16 protein-coding genes are annotated in these 18167 nt (G+C 71.3%); 4 read left to right on the forward strand and 12 right to left on the reverse strand.

The features are described 5' to 3' along the window. Nucleotides 1–3: 3 nt before the first annotated feature. The 7 genes from FY030_RS10730 to FY030_RS10760 form a co-directional block, all read right to left on the reverse strand. Nucleotides 4–1302: an ABC transporter permease gene (locus FY030_RS10730; RefSeq protein WP_158061500.1), complete on the reverse strand. Its 1299-nt coding sequence runs from the start codon at nucleotides 1300–1302 to the stop codon at nucleotides 4–6. After that, on the reverse strand, nucleotides 1299–2645 hold the full coding sequence (locus FY030_RS10735) for an ABC transporter permease (protein WP_158061501.1): 1347 nt from the start codon (nucleotides 2643–2645) through the stop codon (nucleotides 1299–1301). Before FY030_RS10735 ends, FY030_RS10730 begins: the two co-directional genes overlap by 4 nt. Beyond that, nucleotides 2642–4222: an ABC transporter ATP-binding protein gene (locus FY030_RS10740; protein WP_158061502.1), complete on the reverse strand. Its 1581-nt coding sequence runs from the start codon at nucleotides 4220–4222 to the stop codon at nucleotides 2642–2644. Before FY030_RS10740 ends, FY030_RS10735 begins: the two co-directional genes overlap by 4 nt. Before the next feature lie 137 nt (nucleotides 4223–4359). Then, nucleotides 4360–5565: a BMP family lipoprotein gene (locus FY030_RS10745; protein WP_158061503.1), complete on the reverse strand. Its 1206-nt coding sequence runs from the start codon at nucleotides 5563–5565 to the stop codon at nucleotides 4360–4362. 135 nt (nucleotides 5566–5700) lie between these two features. Next, nucleotides 5701–6984 (reverse strand): amidohydrolase, encoded by a 1284-nt coding sequence (locus FY030_RS10750; RefSeq protein WP_337692447.1) that lies wholly within the window; start codon nucleotides 6982–6984, stop codon nucleotides 5701–5703. 150 nt (nucleotides 6985–7134) lie between these two features. Next, entirely contained in the window at nucleotides 7135–8718 is a 1584-nt protein-coding gene (locus FY030_RS10755) for an acyl-CoA mutase large subunit family protein (RefSeq protein ID WP_158061504.1), read from the reverse strand. A gap of 21 nt (nucleotides 8719–8739) precedes the next feature. Continuing rightward, nucleotides 8740–9921 carry a quinone-dependent dihydroorotate dehydrogenase gene (locus FY030_RS10760; protein ID WP_238348236.1) on the reverse strand — a complete coding sequence of 394 codons (1182 nt, stop codon included), beginning with the start codon at nucleotides 9919–9921 and terminating at the stop codon, nucleotides 8740–8742. Nucleotides 9922–9945: 24 nt separating this feature from the next. Between FY030_RS10760 and FY030_RS10765 the strand changes: the two genes are divergently transcribed. The 3 genes from FY030_RS10765 (at nucleotide 9946) to FY030_RS10775 (ending at nucleotide 12976) form a co-directional block, all read left to right on the forward strand. Next, nucleotides 9946–11085, forward strand: coding sequence for a mannose-1-phosphate guanylyltransferase (locus FY030_RS10765; RefSeq protein WP_158061505.1), 1140 nt, complete (start codon nucleotides 9946–9948; stop codon nucleotides 11083–11085). Nucleotides 11086–11203: 118 nt separating this feature from the next. Then, the gene (locus FY030_RS10770) at nucleotides 11204–12364 is read left to right on the forward strand and encodes a glycosyltransferase family 4 protein (RefSeq protein ID WP_158061506.1); all 1161 of its coding nucleotides are present in this window, start codon (nucleotides 11204–11206) and stop codon (nucleotides 12362–12364) included. Nucleotides 12365–12424: 60 nt separating this feature from the next. Beyond that, nucleotides 12425–12976, forward strand: a complete 552-nt coding sequence (locus FY030_RS10775) for a 2'-5' RNA ligase family protein (RefSeq protein WP_158061507.1) — start codon at nucleotides 12425–12427, stop codon at nucleotides 12974–12976. A 17-nt stretch (nucleotides 12977–12993) separates the two neighbouring features. On the opposite strand, the gene FY030_RS10780 is transcribed toward FY030_RS10775, so the two are convergent. Then, nucleotides 12994–13407 (reverse strand): LysM peptidoglycan-binding domain-containing protein, encoded by a 414-nt coding sequence (locus FY030_RS10780; RefSeq protein WP_158061508.1) that lies wholly within the window; start codon nucleotides 13405–13407, stop codon nucleotides 12994–12996. Nucleotides 13408–13613: 206 nt separating this feature from the next. Between FY030_RS10780 and FY030_RS10785 the strand changes: the two genes are divergently transcribed. Then, the gene (locus tag FY030_RS10785; protein WP_158061509.1) at nucleotides 13614–14606 is read left to right on the forward strand and encodes a malate dehydrogenase; all 993 of its coding nucleotides are present in this window, start codon (nucleotides 13614–13616) and stop codon (nucleotides 14604–14606) included. Nucleotides 14607–14702: 96 nt separating this feature from the next. On the opposite strand, the gene FY030_RS10790 is transcribed toward FY030_RS10785, so the two are convergent. The 4 genes from FY030_RS10790 to purH form a co-directional block, all read right to left on the reverse strand. Continuing rightward, the gene (locus tag FY030_RS10790) at nucleotides 14703–15002 is read right to left on the reverse strand and encodes a DUF3017 domain-containing protein (protein ID WP_238348237.1); all 300 of its coding nucleotides are present in this window, start codon (nucleotides 15000–15002) and stop codon (nucleotides 14703–14705) included. A gap of 9 nt (nucleotides 15003–15011) precedes the next feature. Next, on the reverse strand, nucleotides 15012–15872 hold the full coding sequence (locus tag FY030_RS10795) for a bifunctional methylenetetrahydrofolate dehydrogenase/methenyltetrahydrofolate cyclohydrolase (protein ID WP_158061510.1): 861 nt from the start codon (nucleotides 15870–15872) through the stop codon (nucleotides 15012–15014). A gap of 24 nt (nucleotides 15873–15896) precedes the next feature. After that, nucleotides 15897–16439 carry a glycine cleavage system transcriptional repressor gene (locus tag FY030_RS10800; RefSeq protein WP_158061511.1) on the reverse strand — a complete coding sequence of 181 codons (543 nt, stop codon included), beginning with the start codon at nucleotides 16437–16439 and terminating at the stop codon, nucleotides 15897–15899. Nucleotides 16440–16569: 130 nt separating this feature from the next. Continuing rightward, nucleotides 16570–18165, reverse strand: a complete 1596-nt coding sequence (purH, locus tag FY030_RS10805) for a bifunctional phosphoribosylaminoimidazolecarboxamide formyltransferase/IMP cyclohydrolase (RefSeq protein ID WP_238348238.1) — start codon at nucleotides 18163–18165, stop codon at nucleotides 16570–16572. Nucleotides 18166–18167: the final 2 nt, after the last annotated feature.

Raw genomic sequence — 18167 nt, forward strand, 5'->3', positions numbered from 1 at the left:
TCGTCAGCTCTTGGTGTAGGCGGTGCCCGAGGCTGCCGGCGGGCGGACCCGGCCGACGAACCCGGCCACGGCCAGGATGGTGATGATGTAGGGCAGCATGAGCAGCAGCTCGGAGGGGATGGTGCTGCCGATGCTGGACATCATGTTGCCCAGGTTCTTGGAGAAGCCGAAGAGCACGGCAGCGGCCACAGCGCCCCAGGGGCTCCATCTGCCCAGGATCATCGCGGCCAAGGCGATGAAGCCGTTGCCGGCCGACATCTCCCGGCCGAAGGCCAGGCCGGAGCCGACGGTGAAGAAGGCGCCGCCCAGGCCGGCGACCGCGCCACCCAGGATGGTGTTCCACACCCGCCGCGGGTTGACCTTGATGCCGACCGTGTCCGCCGCCTTGGGGTGCTCACCTACCGCGCGGGTGCGCAGGCCCCAGCGACTGCGGAAGAGCATGATGTTCAGGATGACCACCAGGGCGTACATCAGGTAGACCAGGATGGTCTGGTTGAACAGCACCGGGCCCAGGATGGGGATCTCCGCCAGCACCGGCACCCGGAGACGGTCCAGCGGCATCCGGGTGTTGAACAGGGCGCGGTTGTCCGCCAGGACGGTGGAGAAAAAGAAGCCGGTGAGACCGATGACGAGCGTGTTCAAGACGACGCCGACGATGATCTGGTTGACGCGGTACATCACTGCGAACCAGGCCAGCGCCGCTCCGACCAGGCCGCCGGCGATCGGGGCGGCGAGCAGGCCGGCATACCCGGTGCCCGTCATCGAGGCGACCACGGCGGCGGCGAAGGCACCGAAGAGCAGCTGGCCTTCGATCGCGATGTTGATGATGCCCGAGCGTTCGCAGATGACACCGGACATTGCCCCGAAGACCAGCGGCACCGACAGTGCCAGCGCACCCCCGAGCAACGAGACCATCGGGATGACCGAGGTCGTGCCGGCCCCGACGTAGGTGAGGAAGGCCAGGATGAAGCCCAGCCCGACGGCCACGTGCAGCCACATCGGGGCCGGCCTGTGGTCCCGCACCCGTAGCCAGGCCCAGACTGCGGCCCCGGCCATCAGCAGGGCCAGCACGATGATCGTGACCAGCGCCGGGACGGTGATGTTGGGAATGGTGACCCACTCCCGGGCACTGCCCACCTGGAAGGTGGTGGAGGTGTCTCCCGGTGTGCCCGGAGCCATCAGCAACGCGGTGATCAGCGCGGCGACGGCATAGCTGATGGGAGCCTTGAGACCCACCTTCGGACGGACCGTGACCGGCCCGTCCGCGGGTGCCGGCGCAGGACGCTCGGTGACGGTGCTCATGCCGGGATCTCCTCTGCACGTGAGCCGCTGCGTGGCTTCCTGGGCTGGTGGGGCTTGGCTGGGTCAGGCAGCCGGAAGACCGACCTAACCAGCGGCGGCGCGGCGATCAGCAGCACGATAATGGCCTGCAGCACGAGGATGATGTCGACCGGGGTCGAGGTCAACGACTGCATGAACATGCCACCCGCCTTCAGCGCGCCGAAGAGCAGCCCGGCGAAGAAGGTGCCCCAGGGGCGAGACCTGCCCAGCAGCGCCACGGTGATCGCATCGAAGCCATAGGTGGCGGCCACACCGGCCGTCAGTGAGCGTTCGGTGCCCAGCACCTGGGCGGTGGCAGCCAACCCGGCCAGGGCACCGGCGATGAGCATGGTGACCACGGTGATCCGGCCGACCGACATGCCCGCGGTCCGGGCCGCGGCCGGGTTGGCGCCGGCCGCCCTCAGCTCGAAGCCGATGGTGGAGCGCTCCAGCAGCCACCACACAAAAGCCGCGGCAGCGATCGCCACCAGGAAGCCCAGGTGCAACCTGAGGTTCACGCCCGGGAACCACGAGGCCGGGATCAGCAGCGGATAGACCGCGTCCGCCCCAACGCTGGGACTGCGCTGGCCGGTCCGGCCAGGGTTGAAGGCGGAGAGCTTGAGCACATAGCCGATCAGGTAGACCGCGATGTAGTTGAGCATGATCGTGACGATCACCTCGTTGGCTCCGAACCGGGCCTTGAGCACACCGGGGATGCCGGCCCACACCGCACCGCCGATCGCGCCACCCAGGGCGGCGACCAACAGGTGGATCACCGGGGGCAGGTCGAAGGCGAAGCCCAGCCATGCTGCCACGATCGCACCGACGATGATCTGGCCCTGGGCGCCGATGTTGAACAGACCGGCCCGGAAGCCGACGGCGATGCCCAGCCCGGCCAGGATCAGCGGTACGGAGTAGACCATCGACTCGGTGAGCGGTCGCAGCAGGCCGGCCAGGCCACCCTGATGCCAGTCGAAGATCGCGCCACGGAACATCGCGACGTAGGCGTCGGTCACCGCGCCCCAGGCGGCGGACAGGGTGTCGCCCGGGCGGGTGAAGAAGTAGCCCGAGGCCTCCCGGGTGGCCTGGTCGGCGAAGGCGATCAGGAAGGCGCCCACGACCAGGGCCAGCACAACTGCCAGGACGGAGATCAGGATGCTGCCCGAGAGGACCTGATGCAGGAGCGGCGGAGGGTCCTGCCCGGGCCGGTCGAGTCCGGCGACCTGGACGCCGGTCTGCCCGGGCGGGGTCGCGGTCGCCGCCTGATCGGTCTCGGCGTCCGAGCCGGTGGACTGGCGGGCGGGCTGGTGGGGCTGGTCGCTCACGGCGCCTCCTGCTCGATGTCGGCCTGGCCGAGCACCGAGTGGTGCTCCGCGGCCTGGGTCCGGGCCTCGTCCAGAGGGACACCGGCCATCATCAGGCCGAGCACGTCGCGGTCGACCGTGCCGTCGGCGACATCGACGATGCCGACGATCCGGCCGCGGTACATCACGGCGATCCGGTCGCCGAGGTTGAGCACCTCGTCCAGCTCGGTGGAGACGATGATGACCGGGGTGCCGTTCTGGCGCTCCTGCACGATGCGCTTGTGCACGAACTCGATGGAGCCGACGTCCAGCCCGCGGGTGGGTTGGGATGCGACGAGCAGGCGCAGGGGGCGGGACATCTCGCGGGCCAGCACCACCTTCTGCGCGTTTCCACCGGACAGGGTCGAGATGGGGTCCTGCACCGAGGTGTAGCGCACGTCGAACTCCTGGGTGCGGTCCTCGGCGTTGGCGCCGACCTCGGTGGGGTGCATCGAGATGCCGCTGGCGAAGGGTGCGGTGTCGTAGAGGTCCAGGATGAGGTTCTCGGCGATGGTGAAGCTGGCCACCACGCCGTCGGTGGAGCGGTCCTCGGGCACGAAACCGATGCCGGAGCGGAGCCGCTGCTTGACGTTTCTGCCCCGCAGGTCGTTCCCGTCCAGCAGCAACCGGCCCGCGTCCGCCTCCTGCAGGCCCAGGATCACCTCGGCCAGCTCGGTCTGACCGTTGCCCTGGACGCCGGCGATGCACAGGATCTCGCCGCTGCGCACCTCGAAGGACACGTCGTCGACCAGGACGGTGCCGTTCGGGGCGACCACGGTCAGGTCCTCGACGCGGAAGCGCGCCTCGCCGGGCTGGGCCAGCTCCTTCTGGACCGTCAGGCTGACCGAGCGGCCCACCATCAGCGAGGCCAACTCGGTCTCGGTCGAGCTCGGCCTGGCCTCCCCCACGACCTTGCCCCGGCGGATCACGGTGATCCGGTCCGCGATGGCCCGCACCTCACGCAACTTGTGCGTGATGAAGACGATCGAGGTGCCCGCCTCCTTCAGCTCCCCCATGATGCCGATCAGCTCATCAGTCTCCTGCGGCGTCAGCACGGCGGTGGGCTCGTCGAGGATGAGCACCTTGGCGTCTCGGGAGAGCGCCTTGATGATCTCCACCCGTTGCTGCACGCCGACGGGCAGCTCCTCGATGAGCGCGTCGGGGTCGACGTGGAAGCCGAACCGGTCGGAGATCTCCCTCACCCGGCGCCTCGCCTCGTCCAGCTTGAGGATCCCGCCGGCACCTGCGGGCTCATAGCCCAGGGCCACCGACTCGGCGACGGTGAAGACGGGCACCAGCATGAAGTGCTGGTGCACCATCCCGATCCCGGCGGCGACCGCATCCCCCGGGCCCTTGAAGGTGACCCGCTCGTCGTCGAGCAGGATGTGCCCGCCGTCGGGGTCGTACAGGCCGTAGAGGACGTTCATCAAGGTGCTCTTGCCGGCACCGTTCTCACCCAGGAGGGCGTGGATCTCACCCGGCTGCACGACCAGGTCGATGTGGTCGTTGGCGACCAGCGGGCCGAACACCTTGGTGATGCCCTGGAGCTCGAGCTTCATCGCATCTCCTGCTTCATGCTCACCTTCACGGGGTGGGAAGGCGGGGTTATGCGGCCCCGCCGGGTGGACAGCGTAGCGGCCCGACCCCTCGGGGCCGGGCCGCTACCCACGGTGCGTCGCTCCGCGGAGCGGACGGGTCACTGCTGCGGGGAGTTCTCCGACTCGATCGTCAGCTCACCGGAGATGATCTGCTGCCGGTAGTCCTCGATCTGGTCCTTCAGCTCCTGGGGGACCTCGGAGTCGAAGTCGTGGAACTCGGCCAGGCCGACGCCGTCGTTCTCCAGGGTGCCGACGTAGGGCTCGTTGGAGAACCCGCCCTCAACGGTGGCCTGGATGGTGTCCTGGACCGCCGGGCCGATCTGCTTCAGCACGGAGGTGAGCATCAGGTGGTCATAGCCCTCGGCGGTGAGGTAGCCGTCGGAGTCGACCCAGATGATCCGGACATCACCCGCGGAGTCGGCAGCGGCAGCGGCACCCAGCCCCACCGGCCCGGCGACCGGCATCACGATGTCGGCGCCCTGGGCGATGAACTGGTCGGTCAGGGTCTGGCCCTGGCTCTGGTTGTCGAAGTCGCCCGAGAAGGAGCCGTTCTGCGCGGCCTTGTCCCAGCCGAGCAGGTTGACGTCTGCGCCGTTGTCCTCGTTGTACTTGTCCACGCCGTCGGCGAAGCCGTCCATGAACACCGTCACGGAGGGGATCTCCATGCCGCCGAAGGTGGCCACCGTGCCGGACTCGGTCATGCCCGCCGCCAGGTAGCCGGCCAGGAAGCTGGCCTCGGCGGTGTTGAACAGGATCGGCTTGGCGTTCTCGATCTCGATCGGCTCGAAGTTCTCGTCGCTGAACGCCGAGTCGATGAGGGCGAAGTTGGTGTCCGGGTTGGCGGTCGCCGCCTCCTGGATGGCATCGGCCAGCAGGAAGCCGACCCCGATGGTCAGGTTGCAGCCCTGGCTGACCAGGTTGCCCACGTTGGTGGCGTAGTCGGCATCGGACTGCGACTCCACCTCCTGGGTCTGGATGCCCAGCTCCTCCGCGGCCGCGTCCATACCCTCCTTGCCGGACTGGTTGAAGGACTGGTCGTCCCAGCCGCCCTGGTCGGAGACCATGCAGGCCAGGAAGTCGGCGGCGTCCACCGGCGCTGCTGCCTCGTCGTCGGTGGCCGCCTCGTCGTCGGTGGCCGCCTCGTCGTCGGTGGCGGCGTCGTCGGTGGCTGCGTCGTCATCGGTGCCCGCGTTCTGGGTCGCGGTGGGCGTCGAGGCGGCATCGTCTTCGGGAGCCTCGCCACAGGCGGCGAGGACGAGGGTGGCGGCCGCACCTGCGGCGGCAAGCTTGAGAACCCGGCGCACGGGATGCTCCTTCTATCACGGGAGGTGGACGCCCATATGCTATCTCGCCCGCGCACCTACTCCACGCAGATGAGCACCGCATGAGCAAAAGGTGACGAACTCGTGACCTGTCGTGCTCACAACCCGGAGCTCAGGTCACTGCAGTCCCGCCGGGCCAAGGGAGGTGAAGACGGAGGCGGCCAGGACCTTGGCGGCGACCAGGACCGCGCTCTCGTCCACGACGAGGTCGCCCTGGTGCAGCTCAAAGGTGGGCCCTCCCGGCGTGCGGGTGCCCAGTCGGGCCATCGCTCCCGGGACCTGCTGCAGATACCAGCCCAGGTCCTCCCCGCCCATGGACTGCTTGGTCGGCTCCACGCTGGTGGCCCCGAGCAGCAGCATCGCCGCCCGGGACAGCGCGACCACCGAGGCGTTCTCGTTCTCGACCGGGGGCACGCCCTGGGTGTAGGTGACGGTGGCGGTGACGCCATAAGGCGAGACAACTGACTCGACGATGTCGGTGAAGAGGGGGCGGACCGTCTCCCAGGTCTCGGCGTCGAGCATCCTCAGCGTTCCAGAGGCCTCGCCCCGGGTCGGAATGACGTTCGGGGCAGATCCGGCCCGGACCTCGCCCCAGACCAGGACGGCCGCTGCTCTGGGGTCCAACCGACGGCTCAGCGCGGCGGGGACCTCGGTGACCACCTTGCCCAGGGCGTAGGTGAGGTCCTGCGTCAGGTGCGGGCGGGAGGTGTGACCCCCGCGCCCGGTGAGTGCGACGTGGACCATGTCCGAGGCGGCCGTGATCGGACCGACCCGCAGACCGACGTGACCGACGTCCACCCCGGGATCACAGTGGACCGCGAGCAGTCGGTCCACGCCTTCCAGGCCACCGTGCTCGAGGACCTTCAGCGCGCCACCGGGGTGGGTCTCCTCGGCCGGCTGGAAGATCAGCCGCACCGCGACCCGGCGGGCCAGCAGCTCCTCCTGCATCGCCAGCAGGGCCAGGCCCGCGCCCAGCACCCCGACGGTGTGCACGTCGTGGCCGCAGGCGTGGCAGGCGCCCGGGACCTGCGAGGCGAAGGGCAGCCCGGTGACCTCGTCGACGGGCAGGGCGTCCAGATCGGCCCGCAGGCCAATCCGGAGCTCCGGCTCGGCGTGCCCGATCTCGACCAGGGCACCGGTGCCGGGGAGGCGGCGCACCCGGGCCCCGGCCTGGCTGAGCGGTCCGGCGACCAACGCTGTGGTGCGCTCCTCCTGCCACGAAACCTCTGGGTGGCGGTGCACGTCGCGGCGCCACTGCAGCAGCTGCTCGGAGATCGCGTCGACCTCCTTCGCCACCCGGCCTACCAGGTCCGCAGGGGTGGCGGACCCGGGCTCGACGGCCGCGTCGGCAGCGCGGGCGGTGGTCTGGGTGGTCAACGTGTCGGAGGCGTCGGGGGTCACAGGGTCAGGCTCCTGAAAGGTCGTGAACGCCTCCACGATACGCCCTGCCCCGCGCCGGGCCTGGTCACCGTCCGCGCCAGCGTGGTGGCCGCGCAGCTCACACCCTGCTCAGGGCGCCCCCACCGGCGGGTGCGGCAGGGGCCCGGGGGACTAGAACGTCTCGCGGGGCACGTAGGAGCCCCAGACCTCGCGCAGCGCGTCGGCGACCTCGCCACCGGTGGCCCGGGCGCGCAGCGCCTCCCGCATCGGGTAGAGCACGTTGTCGCTGCCCTGGGCGGCCGCCCGCATCTCGTCCAGCCGACGCTCGACCTCAGCGTTGTCGCGCTCCCGCCGCAGCGTCTCCAGCCGCTGCCCCTGTTGGGCCTCGATAGCGGGGTCCACGCGCAACGGCTCGTAGTGCTCGTGCTCGTCGATGGTGTAGCGGTTCTGCCCCACGACGACGCGCTCGCCGGTGTCGATCTGCTGGGCGTTCTCGTAGGCCGAGCGCTCGATCTCGCTCTTCTGGAAACCCTCCTCGATGGCGTGCACCGCCCCTCCGCGGTCATCGACCGCGGCGATCAGCGCCTCCGCGGCGCCCTGCACGTCGTCGGTGAGGCTCTCCACGACGTAGGAGCCGGCAAAGGGATCCACCGTCTTGGTGACGTCGGTCTCGTAGGCCAGCACCTGCTGGGTGCGCAGCGCGAGCCGAGCCGCCTTGGCGCTCGGCAGCGCGATCGCCTCGTCGAAGGAGTTCGTGTGCAGCGACTGAGTCCCCCCGAGCACGGCGGCCAGGCCCTGGACCGCGACCCGGACCATGTTGACCTCCGGCTGCTGGGCGGTCAACTGCACCCCGGCGGTCTGGGTGTGGAAGCGCAGCATCATCGACTTGGGGTTGCGCGCCCCGAACTCCTCCTTCATCATCCGGGCCCAGATGCGGCGGGCTGCGCGGAACTTGGCGACCTCCTCCAGCAGCGTGGTGCGGGCGACGAAGAAGAAGGACAGGCGCGGGGCGAAGTCGTCCACGTGCAGCCCGGCCTCGACCGCCGCCTGCACGTAGGACTTGGCGTTGGCCAGGGTGAAGGCGATCTCCTGCGCGGGCGTGGCACCGGCCTCGGCCATGTGGTAGCCGGAGATCGAGATGGTGTTCCACCGCGGGATCTCGGCCTGACAGTAGGCGAAGATGTTGGAGATCAGCCGCAGCGACTCCGCGGGCGGGTAGATGTAGGTCCCGCGGGCGATGTACTCCTTGAGCACGTCGTTCTGGATCGTGCCGGTCAGCTTCGCCGCGGGGATGTTGTTGCCCTCGGCCACCAGCTGGTACATCAGCAGCAGGGTGGACGCCGGGGCGTTGATGGTCATCGAGGTGGACACCTCGTCCAGGGGCAGCCCGTCGAAGAGGAGGGCCATGTCGTCGATCGAGTCGATCGCCACCCCCACCTTCCCGACCTCCCCCGAGGCCAGCGTGTGGTCGGAGTCGTAGCCCATCTGCGTCGGCAGGTCGAAGGCCACCGACAGGCCGCCGGTGCCGTTGGCGACCAGCTCCCGGTAGCGGGCGTTGGACTCCGCGGCGGTGCCGAAGCCGGCGTACTGGCGCATCGTCCACGGTCGCCCGGTGTACATCGAGGGGTAGACCCCCCGGGTGTAGGGGTAGGACCCGGGCTCCCCGAGCGCGCTTCCGGGGTCGAAACCGTCGAGGTCCGCCGGGCCGTATACAGCTTTGAAGGGCAACCCGGACTCCGTCGTCGACTCAGCCATGGGCCCAAGCCTAGCGAGGGCTCAGCCGGAGCCTGACGTCGCGTCCGTCGCGTCCGTCACCAGCGTCGGGCCGGCGTAGACCAGCCCCGAGTAGAGCTGGACGAGGTCGGCCCCGGCCTCGACCAGCGCGGCCGCGTCCGACCCGGTGAGCACCCCCCCGACCCCGATGACCGGCAGATCGGTGCGGGCACGCACCTGCCGCACCACCTCTCGGGCCCGGAAGGTCAACGGCCCCCCGGACAGCCCGCCTGCCTGCGCCTGGGCCAGCACGGCCTCCTCGGGCGCGACCGAGGACCGCTCCAGGGTGGTGTTGATGGCGATGATCCCCGACACCCCGGCGGCGAGCGACACGTCGAGGGCCTCGTCCAGAGCCGCGTGGCTCAGGTCGGGAGCCAGCTTGACGAGCACCGGGGTGTCCCCGGCGGCTCGGACGACCGCGCGCAGCAGCTCTCCCAGGGGCTCAGCGTCCTGCAGCGAGCGCAGGCCGGGGGTGTTGGGGCTGGAGACGTTGACGGCCAGGTAGTCCGCGAGCCCGTCGAGGACCCGCACGCAGGTGAGGTAGTCCGTCACGGCGTCCTCGACCGGGGTGTCCCTGTTCTTGCCGATGCTCACCCCGACCGGGATCGCGACCAGCCCCTGGTCCCGGGCGGAGCGCAGCCGGCCGGCCATCGCCTGCACGCCGGCGTTGTTGAAGCCCATCCGGTTGATCACGGCCTGGCTCTGCGGCAGTCGGAACAGCCGCGGTCGCGGGTTGCCGCCCTGCGGCCGCGGTGTGACGGTGCCCAGCTCCACGTGCCCGAAGCCGAGGGCCCCCCAGGTCGCCGCGGCGCGCCCGTCCTTGTCCATCCCGGCGGCCAGCCCCACCCGGTGCGGGAACCGCATGCCGAGCAGCTCCACCGGCGAGAGGGTGCCCGCACCGACCGCATACCCCACCATCGAGGCGAGCGCCCGGGTCGTCGGCGTGCGGCCCAGCAGCTCGGCCGCCACGACGGTGCCGTGGTGGGCCACCTCGGGGTCCACTCGGAAGAGCAGGGGCCGGGCCACGTGCCGGTATGCCGCCTCCACGGCTGCCCGGGTGAGCACCCGCCCCTGGCGGTCCAGCGAGGTGTCCATCCGATCGGCGACCGCACCGGGCGCGGTGGGCCGGCCATCGGAGGGCGGGTGGGTGGGGGTCACGACGGTGTGGCGGTCAGGCTGGGCCATGGCCTCAACCCTAGACTGACCAGCGTGGACACCCCTGGCGACGCACCGCGGCAGAGCGGGCCTCGGGGCGGCTCGGAGCGGCTCGACGGCTTCACCGCCGTCGTTCCCGCCGGGGGGTCCGGGACCCGGTTATGGCCGTTGTCCCGCAGCGACTCCCCCAAGTTCCTCCACGACCTCACCGGCAGCGGCCGGTCGCTGCTGCAGGCGACGGTCGAGCGGCTCCGGCCGCTGGCCGGCGATCGGGTCATGGTGGTGACCGGCAGCCGGCACGCGGACAGTGTCCTCGCCCAGCTGCCGGACCTGGCCCCTGAGCACGTGCTGGTCGAGCCCGGACCCCGGGACTCGATGCCCGCGATCGGCTGGGCGGCGGCTGTGCTGGAGCGCCAGGACCCGGACGCGGTGCTGGGCTCGTTCGCGGCTGACCACGTCATCGGTGATGTGCCCGCCTTCCACGGGGTCGTGCGCCAGGCGGTCGCCGCCGCGCGCACCGGGGCCCTGGTCACCCTCGGCATCACCCCGACCCACCCCGCGACCAGTTTCGGTTATATCCAGGTGGGCGCCGAGGCCGCCGTGCCGGGCGCGCCTGACCTGCGGCAGGCCGAGGCGTTCGTGGAGAAGCCGGACGCGCAGCGGGCTGCCGACTACCTTGCGGGTGGCGCCCACCTATGGAACGCCGGGATGTTCGTCGTGCAGGCCCGGACGCTGCTGGAGCTGCTGGAGGTCAGGCACCCCCAGATGGTGCGCACACTGCGCGACATCGCGGCCGATCCTGACCTGGTCACGAGCAGGTGGGAATCGCTGACCAGGATCGCCATCGACCACGCGGTCGCCGAGCCGGCCGCGGCCGCGGGGCGGGTGCGGGTGCTGCCCGCCCGGTTCGCCTGGGACGACATCGGCGACTTCGCCTCGTTGGCGGCCCTGCTGCCCGAGAGCGATGAGCACCCGGGGCTGCGCGTGCTGGGTCCTGCCGATCACGTGCTCAGCGAGGGGTCCACGGGGGTGGTCGTCGCGCATGGCGGGCGGATGGTCATCACCCTCGGGCTCGCCGACGTCGTCGTCGTGGACACCCCGGACGCCGTCCTGGTCACCACGCGCGAGCGCTGCCAGGACGTCAAGGCCGTGGTCGCGGCCCTCCAGGAGCGCGGGCGGGGGGATCTGACCTGAGCACCGGACCCCGACGCCGGGTGTGCGAGGGGCCCCGATACCCACTGGTCATCCAACGCTTACCCGACACACCCCAGGCCGTCGCCGAGGGCGCACCTGGGGTGGACAGGCTGGGCACGTGAAGGTCGCCATCGTCACCGAGTCCTTCCTGCCGGCGCTCAACGGGGTCACCACGAGCGTGTGCAGGGTGCTGGAGTGCCTGCGCGCCCAGGGCCACGAGGCACTCGTCGTCGCCCCCGGGACCAGCCCGTGGAGCCCGGTCCCGACGCCGCAGTACCACGCCGGGTTCCCAGTGCACACGGTCACCAGCGTCCCGGTCCGGCAGTTTCGGGTCGGGCTGCCCTCCTACGAGATGGAGACCGTGCTGCACCGGTTCCGCCCCGACGTGGTGCACGTGGCCTCGCCGTTCGTGCTGGGGGTGCGCGGGCTGACCGCCGCCCGGGCCCTGGGTCTGCCCTCGGTCGCGATCTACCAGACGGACATGCCCTCCTACATCCGCCAGCACGCGGGGCCGGCTGGTGAGCTCACCGCACGCGCCGCCTGGCGCTGGATCCGCCGCATCCACGACCAGGCCGACCTCACCCTGGCACCCTCCAGCGCCGCGTTGGCGGACCTCGCCGCCCACCGCGTCCCCCGGATCGCGCTGTGGGGGCGCGGCGTGGACTCCGAGCTGTTTCATCCCGACCGTCGGACCGACCCGGTCGCCACGGCCCTGCGGGGCGAGCTGGCCCCACACGGAGAGACGCTCCTGGGGTATGTCGGGCGGCTGGCCCCGGAGAAGGAGCTGCACCGCCTGGCCGAGCTGTCCCGCCTCCCCGGCACCCGGCTGGTCCTGGTCGGCGAGGGCCCCAGCCGCGACCTGCTGCAGTCGCTGCTGCCGGGGGCGGTCTTCCTCGGCCGGCGCGAGGGTGCCGCTCTGGCCCAGGCCTACGCCGCCTTCGACGTCTTCGTGCACACCGGCACCCGGGAGACCTTCGGCCAGACCCTGCAGGAGGCCGCCGCGGCCGGGCTGCCGGTAGTGGCTCCCGCCAGGGGTGGCCCGGTGGACCTGGTGGACGTGGGCCGTACTGGCCACCTCTTCGACCCCGACCGCCCAGGCGCCCTGCGCGCGGCGGTCGAGCCGCTCACCGGCCCGGAGGCCGCCGGTCTGCGGGAGCAGCTCGGCCGGGCCGGCCGGGCCAGGGTCCAGCAGCGCTCCTGGCCCGCCCTCGTCGACCAGCTGCTGGACCACTACTCCATGGTCGTGGACCGGGCAACGGCCCGCCCGGTGGTGGCCTGAGCCTCGTCGTCATCACCCCTCCGACCCTTCTCGTGCCCGGCCTCTGGATAGGGTGCGACCGTGACCAGCGGTGACTCGACCACATCCCGGGACGCGGTCATCGGCGTCGCCATCCCGGTGCCTGAGCCCTGGGGTGAGTATCTGCGCCAGCTGCGCGTCGACTACGGCGACACCCGGGCCCGGCACATCCCCACCCACATCACCCTGCTGCCACCCACCACCACGACCTCGGCCGCCCTGGACGGCGTGCGGGCCCACCTGAGCGAGGTGGCTGCGCGGCATACCCCCTTCGAGGCGATCCTGCGCGGCACCGGCACCTTCAGGCCGGTCTCCGACGTGGTCTACGTGCAGGTCGCCCAGGGCGTGGCCAGTTGCGAGCAGCTCGAGCGGGACGTGCGCTCCGGGCCGCTGGAGCGCGAGCTGAGCTTCCCCTACCACCCCCACGTCACCCTCGCCCACGACCTGCCGCAGCGGGTGCTGGACCAGGTCTTCGCCGATCTCACCGGCTTCAGCTGCACCTTCCAGGTCGAGGCGTTCCGGCTCTACGGGCACCGCGGCGACGAGCTGTGGTCCCCGCTGCAGGACTTCCCGATGGGGGCAGCCGAGCGCTGAGCCCATCGGGCCGAGGGTCAGCCGTGCGGGATCCGGAGGACCTGGCCGGCGAAGACGAGCTCAGGGTCCACGCCGTTGAGCTCGGCCACCTCCTGCACGCTGACACCGTGCTGCTCGGCCACGTCCGCCAGGCTCTGACCCGGCTGGATGGTGTGGGTGCGGTAACGCCGCGGCGTCTGCTGCTCCGCCTCGGTGTCGGCCGCGGCCGTCACCGGGTCGGGCGCGTCGCCGTGATCCGGTGATGCTGCCGGCGTCGATGCCGCGGCGCCCGGCTCCGGCTGCGCGGTCCCTAGGACGTCGTCCCTGTCCTCGAAGACCCGCTCATTGAAGGCACGGTCATCAAGCGTCTGGCCATCGGCGGCCCGGCCGGAGCCCGGGAGCACCTTCTCGGCCTTGGCGAGCACCTGTCGGACCTTGGCGAACAGTCCCATGGTCGACCCCTCGTCGTGGTGGTGGGCTGGTGGTGGATAGCGCCCCCACGCTAGCCCGTTCCCCGCCTGCGGGCCAGTGCTGAGGAGCACGCCTGCCCAGCAGCCGCGCGGATCCCTGCGCCAGGACTGTCGGGGCGGGTGCTAGCGTCGGCGCTGGCGGCACCTGCAGCGCCGCCCATCCCACACGTCGAGCGAAGGGCACCCTCGTGAACTCTCCCGTCAAGGTCGCCGTCACCGGCGCTGCCGGCCAGATCGGTTACAGCCTCCTCTTCCGCATCGCCTCCGGTGAGCTGCTGGGCAAGGACACCCCCGTCCAGCTGCGCCTGCTGGAGATCACGCCCGCCCTGAAGACCCTCGAGGGTGTGGTGATGGAGCTGGACGACTGCGCCTTCCCGCTCCTGGCCGGCGTCGAGATCGGTGATGACCCGAACCTGGTCTTCGACGGCGCCAACATCGCCCTGCTGGTCGGCGCCCGCCCGCGCACCAAGGGCATGGAGCGCGGCGACCTGCTCGAGGCCAACGGCGCGATCTTCACCGCGCAGGGCAAGGCCCTCAATGACCACGCCGCTGACGACATCCGGATCACGGTGACGGGCAACCCGGCGAACACCAACGCCCTCATCGCGATGAGCAACGCTCCCGACATCCCCACCGAGCGGTTCAGCGCCCTGACCCGGCTGGACCACAACCGGGCCATCGCCCAGCTGTCGGCCAAGGTCGGTGCGCCGGTGAGCGACATCACCCACATGACCATCTGGGGCAACCACTCCGCGACCCAGTACCCCGACCTGTTCCACGCCAAGGTCGCCGGCCGCAACGCCGCCGAGGCCGTCGGGGACGACAGCCGCGACTGGCTGGAGAACACCTTCATCCCGACCGTGGCCAAGCGTGGCGCGGCCATCATCGAGGCTCGCGGCTCCTCCTCTGCCGCCTCCGCCGCCTCGGCCACCATCGACCACACCCGCGACTGGCTCCTCGGCTCCCCCGCCGACGACTGGGTCTCGATGGCCGTCCGCTCCGACGGCTCCTACGGCGTGGCCGAGGGCCTGATCAGCTCCTTCCCGGTCACCACCGGAGACGGCAGCTGGGAGATCGTCCAGGGCCTGGACATCGACGACTTCTCCCGCGGCAAGATCGACGCCTCCGTTGCCGAGCTGGACGAGGAGCGGACCGCCGTCACCGAGCTTGGTCTCATCTAGCCCGCACCCGCATCTAGCCCGCACCGCACGGCTTACCCCGGGCCGGGTCCTCACCAGAACCGGTGATGGCCCGGCCCGCGGTCGTACGGGGCGTACCTACACCTGACGCAGGTTGGTGGCCAGCAGGGCCACCGCGGCCCCCAGCACCAGCAACGTGGCGACGTCCACCCAGCGGCCCCGCACGGACAGACCACCGGTCAGCCGCGCCGGCAGGCAGGCGCGTAGGAGCGCTAGCACCCCGAGCGTCGCGCCGAGCGCGACCCCGTAGGCGCGCAGGTTCTGCCCCAGGAGCAGCAGCAGGGACAGCGCTAACCCGGCGACGCCGACCCACCACACCCCGAGCGGCTGGGTCTGGCGCGCCGCGCCCAGCCGGTCCCCCTGCTCCCCGCTGCTCACTGCTGTGAGTCAGCCGGCGGACGTCGCGCCGGCAGCGCGCCCGGCGGCCTCGACCACGTTGGCGAGCAGCATCGCCCGCGTCATCGGGCCGACCCCGCCCGGGTTGGGCGTGAGCCAGCCGGCGACCTCGGCGACGTCCGGATGCACGTCACCGGCGATCTTGCCTTCCCGGCGCGCGACGCCGACGTCGAGCACCGCCGCGCCCGGTTTGACCATGTCGGGGGTGATGATGTCGGGCACGCCCGCCGCCGAGACAACGATGTCGGCCCGCCGGGTGTGCGCGGCCAGGTCGCGGGTGCCGGTGTGGCACAGGGTGACGGTGGCGTTCTCGCTGCGCCGGGTCAGGATCAGTCCCAGCGGCCGTCCAACGGTCAGACCGCGGCCGACCACGACCACCTCGGCACCGGCGAGCGGCACGTCATACCGGCGCAGCAGCTCCACACAGCCCACGGGCGTGCACGGCAGGGGCGCCGGCTCGTTCATCACCAGCGAGCCCAGGTTGAACGGGTGCAGGCCGTCGACGTCCTTCACCGGGTCGACGCGCGAGAGGATCGCGAACTCGTCCAGACCGGTGGGCTGCTGGACCAGGTATGCGGTGACGGCCGGGTCGGCGTTGAGCTCGTCGACCACCGCCAGCACCTCCTCCAGGGGGGTGTCGGCCGGCAGGTCCTTGCGGATGCTGGAGATGCCGATCTCGGCGCAATCCTTGTGCTTGGCGCCGACGTACCATGCGCTGGCCGGGTCCTCCCCGACCAGGACCGTCGCCAGACCCGGCACCACGCCCTTCTCGGCGAGCCTGGCCACCCGCGCCCGCAGCTCGTCCTTGATCGTGGAGAGAACCGCCCTGCCGTCAAGCACTGTCGCCGTCATGCCGCCGAGTCTAGGGCGTCGGGCTCACCCCCAGTCCGCGCCCTGCTCGTCCTCGCCGAATGCCACGTCGACCTGCAGCTCCTGAGCCAGATCCTCCAGCGCGGAGCGCAGCCTGTCCAGGTCAGTTCCGGCCGGAGCCCGCAGCAGCGCACGGGCCTGGAACAGGTCCCCTCCCGCCTGCGGGGCGGGCACTACCGCAGTCTGCAGACGCTCTACCGAGACACCCGCGGCCGCCAGGACGCCGCTGATCTGGCGGACGATGCCCGGCCGCTCGTGGCCGACGAGCTCCAGGTGGGCGACGGCCCCCTCGGCCGCCGGTCGCGGCGGGTCCTCGTCGATGCGACGCACTCTCGTCTCCAGCACTCCTTGCAGCCCCCGCAGCGCCCCCTTCAACGGCTCGACCGCGTCGGGGGGCACCTCCACCGTGACGATGCCGGCGAAGGTCCCGGCAAGCTCGGAGAGCTGGCTGCGGACCCAACTGCCGCCGTGTTCCGCCACGGCGTCCGAGAGGGCGCTCACCAACCCAGGGCGGTCCTCACCGATGACGGTGATGACGAGTGTGGTCATGGCCCGAGCGTAGCGTCGCACGCCGGTCGGTGGGGGTGATCATCGACCGAGGGCCGCACAAGGGTCAGTAGGCGTGGTGGAAGTAGGCCTCAAGACGCCACCAGAAGCTTGAGATCGCGGACGTGCCCGGTCAGTGGGCGAAGTGGCGGGTGCCGGTGAAGTACATCGCCGCCCCGGCCGCGCGCGCTGCTTCGACGACCTCCTCGTCCCGGATCGAGCCGCCGGGGGCCACGACCGCGCGCACGCCGGCGTCGAGCAGCACCTGCAGCCCGTCGGCGAAGGGGAAGAAGGCGTCCGAGGCGGCGACCGAGCCCGCGGCCCGGTCCCCTGCCCGGCTCACCGCCAGGTGGCAGGAATCGACCCGGTTGACCTGCCCCATACCCACCCCGACGGAGGCCCCGTCGTCGGCGAGCAGGATCGCGTTGGACTTGGTGGCCCGGACCGCACGCCATGCGAACTGCAGGTCGGCCAGCGTGGCTTCGTCGACGGGGTCGCCAGCGACCAGCCGCCAGCGGGAGGCGTCGTCACCGCCACCCTCCACCTCGGCCTCGACGGTGTCGACCGCCTGCAGGAGCAGGCCTCCGGAGATCGGCCTGGTCTCGAGACCGCCGCGGGCAGGGGGCCCCACCGCGAGCAGGCGCAGGTTGGCCTTGGTGCGCAGGATCTCCAGCGCCTCGGGCTCGAAGCCGGGGGCCAGGACCACCTCGGTGAAGACGTTCTTAATCTGTTCGGCCATTGCCGCGGTTACCGGCCGGTTGGCCGCGATGATGCCACCGAACGCGGACAGCGGGTCGCAGGCGTGGGCCTTGGCGTGGGCCTGGGCGATGTCCGTCCCGACCGCGATCCCGCACGGGTTGGCGTGCTTGATGATCGCCACCGTCGGCTGGTCGCCCTGGTCGTGCGCGGCCCGCCACGCGGCGTCGGCGTCGAGGTAGTTGTTGTAGGACATCTCCTTGCCGCCCAGCTGCTCGGCCTGGGCCAGGCCCGGTTGCGGCGCGGAGCCGTCGGTGTAGAGGGCGGCGCGCTGGTGCGGGTTCTCGCCGTAGCGCAGGACAGCCTTCTTCTCCCAGGTCGCGCCGATCCAGGCCGGGAAGCCGCTACCAGCCGAAGTCGCGTCGGTGTCGTCCGGTGCCTGCGCCAGCATCCAGGAGGCGACGGCGACGTCGTAGCTGGCGGTGTGCACGAACGCCTCGGCGGCCAGGGCACGGCGCTCATCCAGCGTGCAGCCGCCCGCGGCGACCGTCTGCAACATCTGGGGGTATGCCCTGGGGCTGGTGACCACGGCGACGCTGCGGTGGTTCTTGGCCGCGGCCCGCACCATCGAGGGACCGCCGATGTCGATCTGCTCGACGCACTCGTCCTGGCTCGCGCCGGACATGACGGTCTGGGTGAACGGGTAGAGGTTGACCACGACCAGATCGAAGGGCTCGACGCCGAGCTCCTGGAGCTGGGTGACGTGGTCGGGGTTGGTCGTGTCGGCCAGGATGCCAGCGTGCACGCGCGGGTGCAGGGTCTTGACCCGACCGTCGAGGCACTCGGGGAAGCCGGTGAGCTCCTCGACCCGGGTGACGGGGACGCCGGCCCCCTCGATCCGGCCGGCGGTCGAGCCGGTGGACACGATGGCGACACCGGCCTCGTGCAGGCCGCGGGCGAGCTCCTCCAGTCCGGTCTTGTCGTAGACGGAGACGAGCGCCCGGCGGATCAAGCGGCGGTCGGTGGCGGTCACGA

The organism is Ornithinimicrobium pratense (genome assembly GCF_008843165.1).
Classification (GTDB): Bacteria; Actinomycetota; Actinomycetes; order Actinomycetales; family Dermatophilaceae; genus Ornithinicoccus; species Ornithinicoccus pratensis.